The 15,708-nt window shown below is 44.1% G+C and carries 12 protein-coding genes and 1 tRNA gene; 4 read left to right on the top strand and 9 right to left on the bottom strand.

Annotated features, from left to right (window positions below):
- Positions 1-113 precede the first annotated feature (113 nt).
- From gpmI to QK890_RS15160, 3 genes are read left to right on the top strand one after another with little or no spacing between them, the layout of a single operon-like run.
- On the top strand, positions 114-1,628 hold the full coding sequence (gene gpmI / locus QK890_RS15150) for a 2,3-bisphosphoglycerate-independent phosphoglycerate mutase (protein ID WP_005779296.1): 1,515 nt from the start codon (positions 114-116) through the stop codon (positions 1,626-1,628).
- 60 nt (positions 1,629-1,688) lie between these two features.
- Entirely contained in the window at positions 1,689-2,270 is a 582-nt protein-coding gene (locus tag QK890_RS15155) for a DUF3109 family protein (protein WP_250708319.1), read from the top strand.
- A complete protein-coding gene (locus tag QK890_RS15160; RefSeq protein WP_032531039.1) occupies positions 2,267-5,233 on the top strand; it encodes an AsmA family protein in 2,967 nt (988 codons plus the stop codon). Before QK890_RS15155 ends, QK890_RS15160 begins: the two co-directional genes overlap by 4 nt.
- A gap of 95 nt (positions 5,234-5,328) precedes the next feature.
- On the opposite strand, the gene gyrB is transcribed toward QK890_RS15160, so the two are convergent.
- From gyrB to QK890_RS15175, 3 genes are all read right to left on the bottom strand, one after another.
- Complete coding sequence (gene gyrB, locus QK890_RS15165; protein WP_005779291.1) at positions 5,329-7,287, bottom strand: DNA topoisomerase (ATP-hydrolyzing) subunit B; 1,959 nt, start codon at positions 7,285-7,287, stop codon at positions 5,329-5,331.
- A 180-nt stretch (positions 7,288-7,467) separates the two neighbouring features.
- Positions 7,468-7,722 (bottom strand): 30S ribosomal protein S20, encoded by a 255-nt coding sequence (rpsT, locus tag QK890_RS15170; RefSeq protein ID WP_005779290.1) that lies wholly within the window; start codon positions 7,720-7,722, stop codon positions 7,468-7,470.
- 39 nt (positions 7,723-7,761) lie between these two features.
- Positions 7,762-7,833 (bottom strand) — tRNA-Glu (locus tag QK890_RS15175).
- 298 nt (positions 7,834-8,131) lie between these two features.
- On the opposite strand from QK890_RS15175, the gene recO reads away from it, so the two are divergent.
- Complete coding sequence (recO, locus tag QK890_RS15180) at positions 8,132-8,860, top strand: DNA repair protein RecO (protein ID WP_005779289.1); 729 nt, start codon at positions 8,132-8,134, stop codon at positions 8,858-8,860.
- Between the two features lie 164 nt (positions 8,861-9,024).
- Here the strand turns inward: recO and QK890_RS15185 are convergent, their stop codons facing one another.
- From QK890_RS15185 to murG, 6 genes are all read right to left on the bottom strand, one after another.
- Positions 9,025-9,474, bottom strand: coding sequence for a GatB/YqeY domain-containing protein (locus tag QK890_RS15185; protein ID WP_005779288.1), 450 nt, complete (start codon positions 9,472-9,474; stop codon positions 9,025-9,027).
- A gap of 83 nt (positions 9,475-9,557) precedes the next feature.
- Positions 9,558-10,868 carry a cell division protein FtsZ gene (gene ftsZ / locus QK890_RS15190; protein WP_005779287.1) on the bottom strand — a complete coding sequence of 437 codons (1,311 nt, stop codon included), beginning with the start codon at positions 10,866-10,868 and terminating at the stop codon, positions 9,558-9,560.
- 26 nt (positions 10,869-10,894) lie between these two features.
- Complete coding sequence (gene ftsA / locus QK890_RS15195) at positions 10,895-12,325, bottom strand: cell division protein FtsA (RefSeq protein ID WP_005822778.1); 1,431 nt, start codon at positions 12,323-12,325, stop codon at positions 10,895-10,897.
- 76 nt (positions 12,326-12,401) lie between these two features.
- Complete coding sequence (locus QK890_RS15200) at positions 12,402-13,142, bottom strand: cell division protein FtsQ/DivIB (RefSeq protein WP_032540406.1); 741 nt, start codon at positions 13,140-13,142, stop codon at positions 12,402-12,404.
- Positions 13,143-13,173: 31 nt separating this feature from the next.
- Entirely contained in the window at positions 13,174-14,568 is a 1,395-nt protein-coding gene (gene murC, locus QK890_RS15205; protein ID WP_032540405.1) for a UDP-N-acetylmuramate--L-alanine ligase, read from the bottom strand.
- Positions 14,565-15,707 (bottom strand): undecaprenyldiphospho-muramoylpentapeptide beta-N-acetylglucosaminyltransferase, encoded by a 1,143-nt coding sequence (murG, locus tag QK890_RS15210; RefSeq protein WP_032531122.1) that lies wholly within the window; start codon positions 15,705-15,707, stop codon positions 14,565-14,567. Before murG ends, murC begins: the two co-directional genes overlap by 4 nt.
- Position 15,708: the final 1 nt, after the last annotated feature.

Below are 15,708 nucleotides of genomic sequence, written 5' to 3' on the forward strand. Positions count from 1 at the left end.
CTTCCTTTTTGTCTGATAGGGAGATAGCTTAACATAGATTAAACGTGTTCGTAATTAACTTTTTTGTACCTTTGCACCCGAAAATCAGAACGACAATTAAATTTTAGAATATTATGAGTAAGAAAGCCCTTTTAATGATTCTTGATGGTTGGGGATTAGGCGACCACGGGAAAGATGACGTAATCTTCAACACTGCTACTCCGTACTGGGATTATCTGATGGAGACCTATCCTCACTCTCAGTTGCAGGCCAGCGGTGAAAACGTAGGTTTGCCCGACGGACAGATGGGTAACTCAGAAGTGGGTCACCTCAATATCGGTGCAGGACGTGTAGTTTATCAGGATTTGGTAAAGATCAACCTCTCTTGCCGTGATAACAGCATCCTGAAGAATCCAGAAATCGTTTCAGCTTTCTCTTATGCAAAAGAAAATGGAAAGAATATCCATTTCATGGGATTGACTTCAGATGGCGGTGTGCACAGTTCTCTGGATCACCTGTTCAAACTTTGTGATATTGCTAAAGAATATAATATTGAGAATACTTTCGTTCATTGCTTTATGGACGGACGTGACACAGACCCGAAAAGCGGTAAAGGCTTTATCGAACAGTTGGAAGCACACTGTGCCAAGTCTACCGGTAAAGTAGCTTCTATTATCGGACGTTACTATGCCATGGACCGTGATAAACGTTGGGAACGTGTGAAAGAGGCATACGACCTGTTGGTAAACGGTATCGGTAAGAAAGCTGCTGACATGGTGCAAGCTATGCAGGAGTCTTACGATGAAGGTGTAACGGATGAGTTCATCAAACCGATTGTGAATGCCAATGTAGACGGTACCATTAAGGAAGGCGATGTCGTTATTTTCTTCAATTACCGTAATGACCGTGCTAAGGAACTGACAGTCGTTTTGACGCAACAGGATATGCCGGAGGCGGGTATGCACACTATTCCCGGGTTGCAGTATTACTGTATGACTCCGTACGACGCTTCGTTCAAAGGTGTACACATTCTCTTCGACAAGGAAAATGTTGCTAACACACTTGGAGAATACTTGGCTGCTAAAGGAATGAAACAGCTTCACATTGCCGAAACAGAGAAATATGCTCACGTAACATTCTTCTTTAACGGCGGTCGCGAAACTCCGTACGATAACGAGGACCGTATCTTGGTTCCGTCTCCGAAAGTTGCCACTTACGACTTGAAACCGGAGATGAGTGCCTATGAAGTAAAAGATAAATTGGTGGCTGCCATCAACGAGAATAAATACGATTTTATCGTTGTGAATTATGCAAATGGTGACATGGTAGGCCATACCGGTATCTACGAAGCCATTGAGAAAGCGGTAGTTGCGGTAGATGCTTGCGTGAAAGATACCATTGAAGCTGCCAAAGCTCAGGGTTACGAGGCTATCATCATTGCTGACCACGGTAATGCTGACCACGCTCTGAATGAAGACGGTACTCCCAATACGGCTCACTCTTTGAATCCTGTACCCTGTGTATATGTGACAGAAAACAAAGATGCAAAGGTAGCAGACGGACGTTTGGCAGATGTGGCTCCTACTATCCTGAAGATTATGGGATTGGAAGCTCCTGCTGAAATGAACGGTCAAGTTTTAATTAAGTAAAAGCCTGATAAACAGATAGGAGGGCGGAGTTCTACTCCGCCTTTTTTATAGGATAGAATTATGATTCAGATAGATGATGTTGTTGTAAGCCTGGATGTGCTTCGCGAAAAGTTTATATGCAACCTGGATGCCTGCAAAGGTGAATGTTGCATTGAAGGAGATGCCGGGGCCCCGGTAGAACTGGAGGAAGTGGAGAAACTGGAGGAAGTGCTTTCGGTCGTTTGGGACGAATTGTCACCCGAGGCGCGTGCCGTGATAGACAAGCAGGGAGTGGTGTATACCGATCCGGATGGCGATCTGGTGACTTCCATTGTGAACGGAAAGGACTGTGTGTTTACCTGTTATGACGAGAAAGGATATTGTTATTGTGCCATCGAGAAAGCATACCGGGAGGGAAAAGTAAATTTCTATAAACCGGTCTCTTGCCATCTGTATCCCATACGGGTAGGTAATTATGGACCTTATAAGGCGGTAAACTACCATCGGTGGGATGTGTGTAAGGCTGCTGTATTGTTGGGCCGGAAAGAGAATGTGCCTGTCTACCGTTTCCTGAAAGAACCGTTGATTCGCAAGTTTGGTCAGGAGTGGTATGATGAACTGGAAATTGTGGTAAAAGAGTTACAGGATAGAGGGATGATATGAACAGACAAGTAAAGAAGATACTCAAGATCAGTGGCATCACATTGGGCTCTGTACTCTTGGTGCTGCTTGTAGCCATTGCTTTCGTGATTAATTTTATCGTAACTCCGAAGAAACTGACTCCGGTCGTGCTGGATGCTGCCAATCAGACTCTGAATGCACACTTGGATATGGAAAGCGTAGAATTGACTTTCTTTTCGACTTTCCCACAATTTGGACTGAAAGTTAAGAACGGCTCTCTGGTGTCCAGAACTTTGAATGATAGTAATTGGTGTAAAACCGATTCATTGCTTTCTTTCAAAGAGTGTGTGCTGACTGTAAACCCGGTGGCATATTTGACGGAGAATCGTATTATCGTTCATAATCTCTCTTTGGACGAAGTATCAGTGTATGCCTACCGGGACAAGGCCGGACAGGCAAACTGGGAAGTGACCCGTGCTTCGGCAGATACGATTCCGGAGGATACTGTGTCTGCTGACTTTAATAGCGAAATTGATATCCGGAATATCGAACTTAAACATGCCAATCTCATTTTCGATGACCGGAATACGGATATCTATTCGCGGATAGATGATGCTAATCTGAAGTTGAGACTTTCATTGACAAAAGGTGTTTCTACCCTGGGACTGAAGTTCGACAATAAGAATATACTTTTCTGGCAACAGGGAGAATTGCTGGTCAATAAGATAGCTACTTCTCTTCGGACGGATATTACGGTGGATCGTCAGACTGCTGTCTGGAAACTGAAAGATACGGAGCTTAATGTAAATGGGATTCAATTGGATGTGAACGGGGCATTCCGTCGGGATACTGTGGCAAAAACGATCGGTATGGATCTGGAATATGGCTTGCATGCTCCATCTATGGAGACAGTACTTCGAATGATTCCGAAAGCATATGTGAAAGACAGTAAAGTATCGGCCAAAGGGGAGGTTACTGTCAGTGGCAGGGTGAGAGGTGTGTATGGTGACAAAAAGTTACCGGCTGTGTCATTGAAGATCGGTATTAAAGAGGCTTCGGCACAATACAAGGGTTTGCCGTATGGCATTGATGAGGTGACGGCGGATTTTGATGCGTATGTCGATCTGATGCGTCATCAGCCTTCTTATCTGAATCTGAAAATCTTCCACTTTAAGGGGGCGCATACCGAAGTACTGGCCGATGCGAAAGTAGACGACTTGTTGAATGATCCGTTGATCACTTTTCATACCAAGTCGACCGTTGACCTGGATGCACTTGCCAAAACCTTTCCGTTACAGGAAAGTGTGACGATCCGGGGTAAACTGGATGCGGATATGGGAATGAAGTGTCGTCTTTCTACTTTGAAGAAGCAGGACATCGGACGTATGAAGTTGGGAGGCAAGCTCGAACTGAATGATTTCGAATTGAAAGATACTGCTAAAGATTTCAACTTCCTGGGTAATGCGACTTTCCGTTTCCGTGATAACGAGACTCTGCAGGCTCAGGTGGATATCCGGAAGCTGGTGTTGAGAAGCCGTTTGCTTTCTTCTGATATTGAACGGTTGGTTGCCAACGTAACTTCTACTAATCCGCAGGATACTACCCGTATCGTTTCTTTGCAGTGCGATATGGAAGTAAGTAAACTTCATGCTTCGATGGGAGATTCGATAAAGTTATACAGTGCCCGTGCTAAGGCCCAAGCGGCTTTGGAACCTCAGGAAGCGGATGTAACAAAGCCGGCGGTTGATTTCTCGCTTCGTGCCGATTCGCTTTTCTTCAGTGCGGCGGAGACTCGTATGGCTATGAATGTGGCCGGCATCAAGATGAAAGCTGAGAAATTGAATGACTCTTTGTGGGTGCCTAAGGGAATCGTTGGTTTCGACCGTTTGCGTTTCCGTACACCGGAGTTCGGATTGCCCATCCGTATGGCAAAGACAGCGGTAACAGTCGATGGGCCGAAAATCAGGCTGAAGAATGCTTCTGTCCGTATCGGACGTTCTGACATGACGGCTACCGGTGATATGGAGGGCGTTTACAGGGCTATGACGAAAGGCGAGAAGCTGACAGCGCATCTGTCTCTTACTTCCAATCTGATAGATTGCAATCAATTAATTAATTCATTGTCTTTCCCTCAGGACACTACGGAAGTGCTTACCGACAGTGTACCTTCGGAGATGAAGTTATTCGTGATTCCCCGAAACATAGATTTTGAACTGCAGACAGATTTGAAAAAGGTAGTTTTTGAAAAAATGCTCTTTGAAAATGTGCATGGTGCGGTGGATATTAAAAATCAGGCCATACATCTGGAAGACCTTTCGATGCGCGCTCTCGATGCGGATATGAAAGCGGTAATGGTTTATAAGGCCAGTAGCCCGCGTGGTGGATATGCCGGTTTCGATTTCAAAATCCGGAATATCAATATTGCAAAGCTGGTTGATTTCGTGCCTTCACTCGACACGATAGTGCCCATGCTCCGTTCTTTTAAAGGGCGTGTTATGTTTGATGTGGCAGCCGATGCCCGCTTGGATTCGGCTATGAATATCCGTATCCCGACTTTGCGTTCGGCTATTCATATCAAAGGGGACAGTCTGGTTCTGATGGATGGAGAAACCTTTGCTGAGATTTCGAAGATGTTGATGTTTAAGAATAAGAAGGAAAATGTATTCGACAGTATTTCTGTCAATGTGACGGTACATGACGGTAATGTGACCGTTTATCCGTTCCTCGTAGAGATAGACCGTTATAAAGCGGCTATTGGCGGTGAACAAGGACTGGATATGAATTTTAATTATCATATTTCCATTCTTAAATCGCCATTGCCGTTTAAAGCCGGAGTAAATATTACGGGTAATCTGGATAAAATGAAATTCCGCATTGGCAAGGCTAAGTATAAAGATGCGGTTACCCCCGCTGCAGTGCATCGGGTGGACAGTACCCGTGTGAATATGGGTAACGAGATTGTTAACCGCTTCCGGAGAGTAATTACCGGACGAAGGCCCAGATAAAAAGATAATCAAAGAAAAGCGCCGGTCCGAAGGATTTTCCTTCAGTACCGGCGCTTCTTCGTTGTAAGATGTGAGGTTGGTGTTTATATTACGAATTATGCATCGATATTTGCATACGTTGCATTCTCTTCTATGAATTCGCGGCGTGGTCCTACATCTTCACCCATTAACATGGAAAAGATATAATCGGCTTCTGCTGCGTTGTCAATATTAACTTGTTTCAGCATACGGTTTTCAGGGTCCATGGTTGTTTCCCACAACTGTTGGGCGTTCATTTCACCCAAACCTTTGTAACGTTGTGTATGAATTGCATTTTCCGAACCGCCACCGTAAGTGTCGATAAACTTCTGGCGTTGTGCATCTGTCCAGCAATACTCTTCTACTTTACCTTTTTTGCAGAGATAGAGTGGGGGAGTTGCGATATAGAGATACCCATTCTGTATGATTTGCGGCATATACCGGAAGAAGAAGGTCATGATCAGTGTGTCGATGTGTGAACCATCGACGTCGGCATCGGTCATGATGATGATCTTGTGATAGCGCAACTTATCGATATTGGCAGCCTTACTGTCTTCTTCAGTGCCGATGGTAACGCCTAAGGCGGTGTAGATATTGCGTATTTCTTCACTCTCAAGAGCTTTGTGATACATTGCTTTCTCTACGTTCAGAATCTTACCGCGTAGTGGAAGGATGGCTTGGAATGCACGGTTACGGCCTTGTTTGGCTGTACCGCCTGCTGAATCTCCCTCGACGAGGAACAATTCGCACTTTTGCGGGTCTTTATCCGAACAGTCAGCCAGTTTTCCCGGTAGCCCGCCTCCTGACATGGGGGATTTGCGTTGAACCATTTCACGTGCTTTACGTGCAGCGTGGCGGGCAGTGGCAGCCAGAATCACCTTGTCTACAATGGCTTTTGCTTCTTTCGGGTGTTCTTCCAGATAATAGTTCAGTACTTCACCTACAGCCTGGTCGACAGCACCCATCACTTCGTTGTTTCCCAACTTGGTTTTAGTCTGTCCTTCAAATTGAGGTTCAGCAACTTTTACAGAGATCACGGCTGTAAGTCCTTCACGGAAGTCATCACCGGAGATTTCTATTTTGACCTTTTCCAGCATTTTGCTGTCTTCTGCATACTTTTTCAGTGTACGGGTCAAGGCACGGCGGAAACCTGCCAGATGCGTACCGCCTTCTATTGTATTGATATTATTGACATACGAGTGGATATTCTCAGAGAATCCGGTATTATACATGATAGCTACCTCGATGGGGATGTTCTGCTTCTCCGTGTTCAAATAGATCACATCGTTAATCAAGTGTTCGCGTGACGATTCTATGAAGCGTACGAACTCTCTTAAACCTTCTTCCGAGTAGAAAGTTTCGTGTTTGAAGCTACCGTCTTCGTTTATTACACGTCGGTCTGTCAGTGAGATGCGTAATCCCGCATTCAAGTAAGCCAGCTCACGTAAGCGTGAGGCTAGAATCTTGTAGTCATAGACTGTTTCGGTAAAGATACTGTCGTCAGGCCAGAATTGTTGTTTGGTTCCTGTATGGTCGGCTGTTCCTACTTCTTTGACTGCATAAAGGGGCTTGCCGATTTCGTATTCCTGCTGGTAGATTTTACCGTTACGGAATACCTGGGTGGTCATGTGGGTAGACAATGCATTTACACAAGACATACCGACACCGTGCAAACCTCCGGATACTTTATACGAGCCTTTATCGAATTTACCTCCGGCATGTAGCACAGTCATGGCAACTTCAAGGGCAGATTTCTGCTCTTTTTCGTGGAAATCTACGGGGATACCACGGCCATTGTCCTGTACGGTGATAGAGTTATCTTCGTTGATAGTTACTTCGATATGGTCGCAATAACCAGCCAATGCTTCGTCGATAGAGTTGTCGACAATTTCATATACCAAGTGATGAAGTCCCTTTACGCTGATGTCACCAATGTACATCGCAGGGCGTTTTCTAACTGCTTCAAGTCCTTCCAATACTTGGATACTATCTGCTGAATAAGACCCGTTATTGGTGGGATTCTGTTCTTCGCTCATAATTTGATTCCTAATTATAATAACAGAGCAAATATAGTGAAAATATCTGAGTTAGAGAAGAATGAAGAGTGAAAAAAGAAGAATTTAAAGTAAACCGGATGGGATGGTTTTAAACATGAAAAGCCGAACTAAAAAGTTCGGCTCTCAATATTGTATAGAGTCTGTTATAAGTCTTATTTCTTAAGCAAGCTTATTGATGTAAATAGCCAACTTAGATTTCAAGTTGTTAGCTTTATTCTTATGAATAACATTTGTTTTAGCTAACTTGTCTACCATCTTAGTGATGCTTGGGTACATAGCAGTTGCTTCTGCTTTGTCAGTAGTTGAACGAAGTTTTCTAACAGCATTTCTCATGGTTTTACCATAATATCTGTTGCGAAGTCTTCTGCTTTCTTCTTGTCTGATTCTCTTGATTGATGATTTATGATTTGCCATCTCGACTAATCTGTTTTAATTCGTTTATTTTTTTAATTGTAGCCCGTGGGGGAATCGAACCCCCCTTTCAAGAATGAAAATCTTGCGTCCTAACCGATAGACGAACGGGCCATCCTGTATTGAGCATTTCTGCTCTTTTTGTTTCGCTTTGCTTTCGTTCTGTATCGTTGTTTCCCGATTGCGAGTGCAAAGGTAGGCCTTTTTTTGAAACTACCAAACTATTTGCAGAAAAAAAATCTAATTATTTTTGATAGATATATTGTTTTTCTTTGTTTATTTATTGATAATCAGTGATATGTGTTCTTTTTGCGTTTTGTTCGGGATATGAACTTTTTTTTGAGATAGGAGTCTTTGATTGTCTATTCACACTTTTTTCGTAGCTTTGTTACCCGAAAGAAAAGTTAGAGATATGCTGCAAAAAACAGTTGGAATCGTTCTTCATATACTAAAGTATAACGATACTTCAAATATCGTTGAGATGTATACTGAGCTTTCAGGACGTGCATCTTTTCTGGTTGCTGTGCCACGCTCTAAGAAGGCTGCTGTCAAATCAGTACTATTCCAGCCGTTGGCGCTGATTGAGTTTGAGGCAGATTATCGGCCGAATACTTCGCTTTTCAGAATTAAGGAAGCTAAATCCTTTAGTCCGTTCGCCTCCATTCCTTATGATCCTTTTAAATCGGCTATAGCTCTTTTCCTTGCGGAATTTCTTTATCGTGCCATTCGCGAAGAGGCGGAGAACCGCCCATTGTTTGCCTATTTACAGCATTCTATCTTGTGGTTGGATGCTTGTAAGATTAGCTTTGCCAACTTTCATCTGGTGTTTCTGATGCGTCTTTCCCGCTTTCTGGGATTGTACCCCAATCTGGATGATTATCATACGGGTGACTATTTTGATATGTTGAATGCTAACTTTACTTCGGTTCGTCCTCAACTTCATTCTTGCTATATCCAGCCTGATGAAGCTGGGAGATTACTGCAATTGATGCGTATGAACTATGAAACAATGCACCTTTTCGGAATGAACCGTACGGAAAGGGCCCGATGCCTGGCTATTATTAATGAGTATTACCGGTTACATCTTCCTGATTTTCCTGTACTGAAATCATTGGATGTATTGAAGGAATTATTTGATTAGTATCTCTTGCCCATTTCTGTGTACTTCATTTGGCTTTGGTAATCCGTGTCTGTAAACAAGATACCCCCGGATGTAACTCTGTGTACATTCGGGGGTAGATTTCTTTTAAAAGAGAGTATAGCTATCGTGTAGCTTCTCTTATAAGCAGGATTTATACGTTGAGATTATCCCAACAACTCTTTTACTTTAGTTGAAATAGCGCGTCCTTCGGCCAATCCGGCAAGTTTCTTGGAGGCTACTCCCATTACCTTTCCCATATCTTTACCACTGGTAGCACCTACTTCAGCAATAATCTCTTTCAGTGCAGTTTCCAGTTCTTCGGCAGTCATTTGTTTCGGTAAATAGGTTTCCATGACTTGTACTTGTGCCAATTCTGCATCGGCTAAGTCCTGACGACCCTGTCCTATATATATTTCTGCAGCATCTTTACCTTGTTTTACCAGTTTTTGCACGATTTTCAGTGCATCTGCGTCTGTAAGGATGTCATTGGCTCCCGGAGCAGTTTTAGCTTCCAGAAAGAACTTCTTTACATTTCTAAGGGTTTCAAGGGCTACTTTATCTTTCGCTTTCATTGCGTTTTTAATGTCTTCGCTGACTCTTTCGAATAAATCCATGATGTTATGTTATATTATGATTTAACGATTTATGGTTTATAATTGGTAAATCCGGGTTAATGATCGATATATTTAGCTATTTATTAAAATGTGATAACTCCACTGTCATCTATAGCTTCTTCAGTAGCTATCTCTTCTTCCAATGCGGCTTTTGCTTTGATCTTACCCAAAGTCGTTTTGTCGCGAAGGTAAGTAGGAGAGTCTTCTACCATGGCGATGATATCATCATTGTCCAGATCTTCCGGATTGAAGAGATAGATATGACGGCGTTTCCGCAGGTTGCGTGTTCCGATGCCACTGGCACTTTCACCATATGCTTTACGAATGCGCTCTTTGTTCTTTTCCTTCTCTTCTTCCAGCTGCAACTGACGTTCTTCTTCTTCCTGGCTGCGTTTCTCGTGTAGGTCGTCCATACCTGGTACGTCTTCCACACCGAAACCGGTAGCAAGCACAGTGATCTTCACTTTCGTATCCAGTGAGGTATCCATAGCCACACCCCAGATCACTTCTACACCTTCGCGGAATTTGCTCATAAACTCGTGCACTTCATTCATTTCCTCCATCATCAGTTCGGAAGCAGGACAGAACGAAACATTCAGCATGACTTTCTTCGCATTGAAGATGTCATTGTTATTGAGTAACGGTGAATGGAGTGCGTCGTCGATTGCTTTGGTTACGCGGTTTTCTCCTTCACCGAATCCGGTACTCATGATGGCTACACCACCGTCTTTGAGGATTGTTTTCACATCAGCGAAGTCCAGGTTTACCGTACCCCGCATGGTGATGATTTCGGCAATACTTTTGGCTGCGATTGACAGTGTGTCATCTGCCTTGCCGAATGCGTTCATAAAGGTAAGGTCGGAATAAATTTCACGCAGGCGTTCGTTATTGATCACCAACAAAGCGTCTACATGTTGGGCAATGCGTTCTACTCCATCCAGAGCCTGGATAATTTTCTTTTCGCCTTCAAAGATAAAAGGGATGGTAACGATTCCGACAGTCAGGATATCCATCTCTTTAGCGATACGGGCGATGACGGGGGCTGCTCCGGTTCCGGTACCTCCGCCCATTCCGGCAGTGATAAATACCATCTTGGTACCATCATTCAGCAGGTTTTTTATGTCTTCGATGCTCTCTTCGGCAGCATCACGTGCACGCTCCGGACGGTTTCCGGCACCGAGTCCTTGCGTGATGGAACGTCCCAGTTGCAGTTTGACCGGTACAGGAGACTCAGCCAATGCCTGGTTGTCGGTATTGCAGAGAACGAATGTCACGTCGTGTATGCCTTCCCGGTACATGTGGTTGACGGCGTTACCTCCACCACCTCCTACACCAATCACTTTAATGATTTTCGGCGAATCTGTAGGGAAATCGAATTGTACTATCTCGTCCATATTATATTGTATTATGAATTATCACTTTATTTCATATCTTCATCGGAGAAAATCTCATTAGAAAGTTTGTCGAAAGTCGATTTAAACCAATTCGGTTTGTTTCTTCTTTCTTCTTCTCTTCTTTTTTTCTCCTCCAGTTTACGTTGCTTTTCTTCTTCTTTCCGTCTTTTTTCCTCTTCCTCTTTTTTCTTTTTGGCAGCACGTGCAGCGGCTTCCTGTTCTTTCAGGCTCTCATCTTCTTCAAACATATTCACCGGTTCGGGTTGAGGCTGAGGTTGTACATGCGGCTGGGGAGCAGGTGTCTCTTGCAGGCAACAGTTTTCATTGCCGGCAGCAAGCAGTCCGAATAAGGTGTTCTGTGTACCGTCTTTCTTCACAACATCTTCGTCTGCATGAATGGTGTTGCGTACGAATCGTGCGCTTCTCACCTTTTCTATCTTACTTCGTTTACGGAGAGCTTCGTCCAGGTTTTTCAGATTGGAGGCTCCTCCTGTAATGATAAGTCCGGCCAACAGTTTATCATCATACCCTGAAAGTTGAATCTGATTCCATACGTTTGCGATAATTTCTTCAGTACGCGCCTCGATGATATTGTTCAGTTTGCCGAGTTCTACGGTTCTACCTCCTTCTTCCAGTTGGCAGGTAGCAGGTTCTTCGCCTTCTTCCTCTTCGTAAAAGGCGTTACCATATCTGATTTTCAGGCGTTCGCCTTCTTCCTCTTCTATCTGAAGGGAAACGAGATCATGAGTAATACTGTTTCCTCCTAATGGCAGTACGGTAAGGAATCGGAGAATGTTATTCTTATAGATGGAAATAGTCGATGTGTCGGCTCCGAAATCAATCAGTGCACAGCCGGAGCGTCTCTCACTTTCCGTCAGCACTGCATCTGCAGTAACCAGCGGGGAGATCAATAAATCTGCTATTTCAATTTTGGCTTGTTCGAAACAGCGTTCCAGGTTTTTTTTGAGCGAAGCACGTGCCACAATGTTCAGAAAGCGTCCTTCAATATGGCTTCCTGCCACACCGACGGGATCTGCCTGGAGATTGTTTCCAATTTTGTATTCTTGCGGAGCAACGTCCAGTATATCCATATCGATCAGTGGTATCTCAAGATTTTCATCACAGATGGAGTCGACTAATTCCTGAGAGATAATGGTCTCCTCCTCAAGATCGCGACTAACTACGTTGCGTACCGTACGGAGCGATTGCCCCCCGATACCCACATAGATCTTGGCAATTGAGTTGTTGAGAGCACCCTCCAGCTTATTGATGATGGAGGTCAGGCTCTGTGCCGTTTTATCCAGATTGTAAATCACTCCTTTCCGGATGAATGAAGACGAATCCTCCCTGGCATAAGCTAATACCTGTATGCTTCCATCACTATTCTTCTTTCCGGCTATACCGGCTATTTTCGATGAACCCAGTTCAATAGCGGCGATAAAATCTGTTGTTGCCATATAAAATTCTATTTTATTCCCTTTTGTATTATAGACTCATCTCTTTAACACAAAGGTACGTTTAGCTGTTTACGAATTATTGTTTCTTTTTTGTGCAGATAATCTGATTACCGAATTCCAGGCTGATGCGTGAATATTTGTTCCATCCCACCTGGTTCAGCCCTTTTTCGTAAAAGGTCTTCAATCGTCCCAGTTTATCCTCAAAATGTTCTAACTTGCCCAGATAGATAATATGATTACCTACACGGGGAATCAATTCGATCTCTTTCCCGGGGAGCACGTTTATTTGCACAATCTGGGCTTCCCAGAACGGATTGTTTTGCAAAAATACACCAAACTTATATAAATCCTTCATTGCAAACGACTTTTCTACATTTCCGGTGACAATTGCCCGGTGTGCTACGCATTTTGCAGCGGGAGGCATCACTTTACCTTTGTTATCCAGATAGTAGTTTTCACCATTGTTGCTCATGATGCGGAGAATCGGTACACGTTGTGTCACTTCCACGCAAAGTTTGCCGCTTGGAGTTTTATAGCATTGTGCTTCATTGATCAGCGGATGCTTGTTCAACTCTTTTTCCAGCGTTTTGGTGTGAATGCGGTCCATTTTCTTTCCAACGGGATAAATGCCTTTCTTTTGCAGGATGGCAGCTACCTCGTTTTTAGTGACGAAACCGGCATTGAGCGTATCCTTTATTACTAATTCCATGTCGCGGCAGACCTGATGGGCAGGTTTGCTGTTGAATACTGTCACAGCTGCTACGAGATAGGCTATGAGAAGTAACATGACGATGGTCAGAAGGATTCTTTTTATCATGAGGAAATTTATTGTTTTGACGATTTACAAATTAATTGTCCGATGGAGTTATCCTTCGGGTCAATAGTTCACAAATATCCGGGACATAGCTATCTATGTCTCCTGCTCCCAACGTGATCAACACCTCGATATGCTTCGTTTTCAGCACATCGAGTATTTCCTCTTTCTTACACATGCTTTTTTCAATACCCGGACGTAGGTTATCATATATCAGTTGACTGGTTACCCCTGGAATAGGCTGTTCGCGCGCCGGATAGATATCTACCAGTATTACTTCGTCGAGTAGCGACAAGCTATCGGCAAAGTCTTTATAGAAGTCCCGTGTACGGGTATAGAGGTGTGGCTGAAAAACAGCGGTGATCTTTTTATCCCGGTAGAGTTCACGCATGGACATCACACTCTGTTTGATTTCGGAGGGATGATGAGCGTAGTCACTCAGGAACACGATCTGGTCGTTTTTGATCTTGAAGTCGAATCGACGGTCCACACCTCGGAAACTTGCCATTCCTTGTTTGATTTCTTCGGCGGTCACTCCATTGAGATAGGCAAGTGCCATGGCAGCGACTCCATTCTCTATATTGATACTTACGGGCACTCCCAGCTGAATGTTGTCGATGCGAATATCCGGTCCTATAAAATCGATGAAGATTTCTCCGTTTCCAATGCGAATGTTTTCAGCATGGAAGTCTCCTTTATCGCGTGAATAGGTGTAAATCTTGACACCCTCTTGCACTTTAGGCTGAAGAGAAATGCCTTCGCGGATGATCAGTGCCCCTCCCGGCTGGATTAATGTGGTATAGTGCTCAAAGCTTTCCAGATAAGCCTGTTCGGTTCCATAAATATCCAGATGATCCGGATCGGTTGCGGTAATGACAGACATATATGGAGACAGCCAGTGGAATGAACGGTCGAATTCGTCAGCTTCGATTACGGTATACGGACTGCTTGGAGAGAGTAACAGATTCGTTCCATAATTTTTGGAAATACCTCCCAAAAAGGCAGTGCAGCCTATATGCGAGTGATGAAGCAGATGGGCCGTCATCGTTGATGTAGTGGTTTTACCATGTGTACCGGCTACACAAAGCCCTTTACTGGAATGGGTGATGGTGCCTAATACTTGTGCACGTTTTTGTATTTCGAATCCGTTGTCACGGAAGTAGGTCAATTCGGTATGTTCCTGAGGTACGGCAGGAGTCAAAACGACCAGTGTCGTGGCCGGGTCTTTACAGGCATCCGGGATAAGATTGATATTTTCTTCGTAATGAATCTGTGCTCCTTCTTCTATAAGGTGTTGAGTCAGTTCACTGGGGGTACGGTCATAGCCTGCCACTACCTTCCCTTTAGAAAGGAAATAGCGTACGAGGGCACTCATTCCGATACCTCCTGCACCGACAAAATATACAGATTGAATAGTTTCTATGTTCATGGCTGTTGTGCTAATTTTATAACTTCTTTTGCTATCACGATGGCAGAATCCGGTAGGGCCAGGTGAGCGATGTTTTCACTAAGTTCTTTTAGTTTTCCGGAATCTGCTATGGTTTCTAATGCCACGGATAATAATTTCTCTTCCGCTTCTGCGTCCTTTACGTAGATGGCAGCTCGTTTGTTCACCAATGCCAATGCATTTTTGGTTTGGTGATCTTCTGCTACGTTGGGAGACGGAACCAGGATAACTGCTTTATTCAACAGGCAGAATTCGGAAATGGAGCCGGCACCTGCACGCGAAATAACCAAGTCGGCAGCAGCATAAGCGGCAGCCATATCTTTAATGAAGTCTGTCACATACAGATTAGGAATGTTTCCGGCAACTTTTACGGCTTCCGTTACTTGTTGGTGATAGATTTTTCCTGTTTGCCAGATGAATTGTACATTTTTAGTCTGACGAATCAACTGCAATCCGGCAATCAATGTATTATTGATTGTGCGGGCGCCCAGGCTTCCCCCCAGAATCAGAATGGTTTTCTTCTCCGGATCCAGTCCGAAAGAGCGAATAGCTTGTTTTTGTTCCGGCTTCTCCGTTAACAGATTCTGACGTACCGGGTTGCCTGTCATAATGATTTTGCTGCCCGGAAAGAATTTTTCCATCCCATCATATGCTACACAGATTTTCCGTGCTTTCTTTGCCAATAGTTTGTTGGTTACTCCGGCATATGAGTTTTGCTCCTGTATTAAGGTGGGTACACCCATCATTCCGGCCATTTTTAATGTCGGACCGCTTGCATATCCGCCTACTCCTACTGCTACCTGTGGACGGAACTGACGGATAATGCTGCGCGCTTTCCATTGGCTGCGTGCCAATTTCAGTAATACGGCAACATTTTTCCACAAATGTTTGCGATCGAATCCTGCTACGGGTAATCCGATGATCTGATAGCCTGCATCCGGTACTCGTTGCATCTCCATTCTTCCTTCGGCTCCTACAAACAGGATTTGTGCATCGGGACGTAATTCTTTTATGGCGTTTGCAATGGATACAGCCGGAAAAATATGTCCTCCGGTACCACCGCCACTGATGATGATCCTTAAAGTGTCATCCCGTCCCTCTTTATTATTTTCCTTATTCATA

Origin of the sequence: Bacteroides sp. NGMCC 1.200775, assembly GCF_040798045.1 — a bacterium.
GTDB lineage: Bacteria > Bacteroidota > Bacteroidia > Bacteroidales > Bacteroidaceae > Bacteroides > Bacteroides hominis.

What these genes read in the sequence shown, in the direction of transcription:
- gpmI (WP_005779296.1), top strand. Translation starts at nt 114, where the DNA reads ATGAGTAAGAAAGCCCTTTTAATGATTCTTGATGGTTGGGGATTAGGC.
- QK890_RS15155 (WP_250708319.1), top strand. Translation starts at nt 1,689, where the DNA reads ATGATTCAGATAGATGATGTTGTTGTAAGCCTGGATGTGCTTCGCGAA.
- QK890_RS15160 (WP_032531039.1), top strand. Translation starts at nt 2,267, where the DNA reads ATGAACAGACAAGTAAAGAAGATACTCAAGATCAGTGGCATCACATTG.
- gyrB (WP_005779291.1), bottom strand. Translation starts at nt 7,287, where the DNA reads ATGAGCGAAGAACAGAATCCCACCAATAACGGGTCTTATTCAGCAGAT.
- rpsT (WP_005779290.1), bottom strand. Translation starts at nt 7,722, where the DNA reads ATGGCAAATCATAAATCATCAATCAAGAGAATCAGACAAGAAGAAAGC.
- recO (WP_005779289.1), top strand. Translation starts at nt 8,132, where the DNA reads ATGCTGCAAAAAACAGTTGGAATCGTTCTTCATATACTAAAGTATAAC.
- QK890_RS15185 (WP_005779288.1), bottom strand. Translation starts at nt 9,474, where the DNA reads ATGGATTTATTCGAAAGAGTCAGCGAAGACATTAAAAACGCAATGAAA.
- ftsZ (WP_005779287.1), bottom strand. Translation starts at nt 10,868, where the DNA reads ATGGACGAGATAGTACAATTCGATTTCCCTACAGATTCGCCGAAAATC.
- ftsA (WP_005822778.1), bottom strand. Translation starts at nt 12,325, where the DNA reads ATGGCAACAACAGATTTTATCGCCGCTATTGAACTGGGTTCATCGAAA.
- QK890_RS15200 (WP_032540406.1), bottom strand. Translation starts at nt 13,142, where the DNA reads ATGATAAAAAGAATCCTTCTGACCATCGTCATGTTACTTCTCATAGCC.
- murC (WP_032540405.1), bottom strand. Translation starts at nt 14,568, where the DNA reads ATGAACATAGAAACTATTCAATCTGTATATTTTGTCGGTGCAGGAGGT.
- murG (WP_032531122.1), bottom strand. Translation starts at nt 15,707, where the DNA reads ATGAATAAGGAAAATAATAAAGAGGGACGGGATGACACTTTAAGGATC.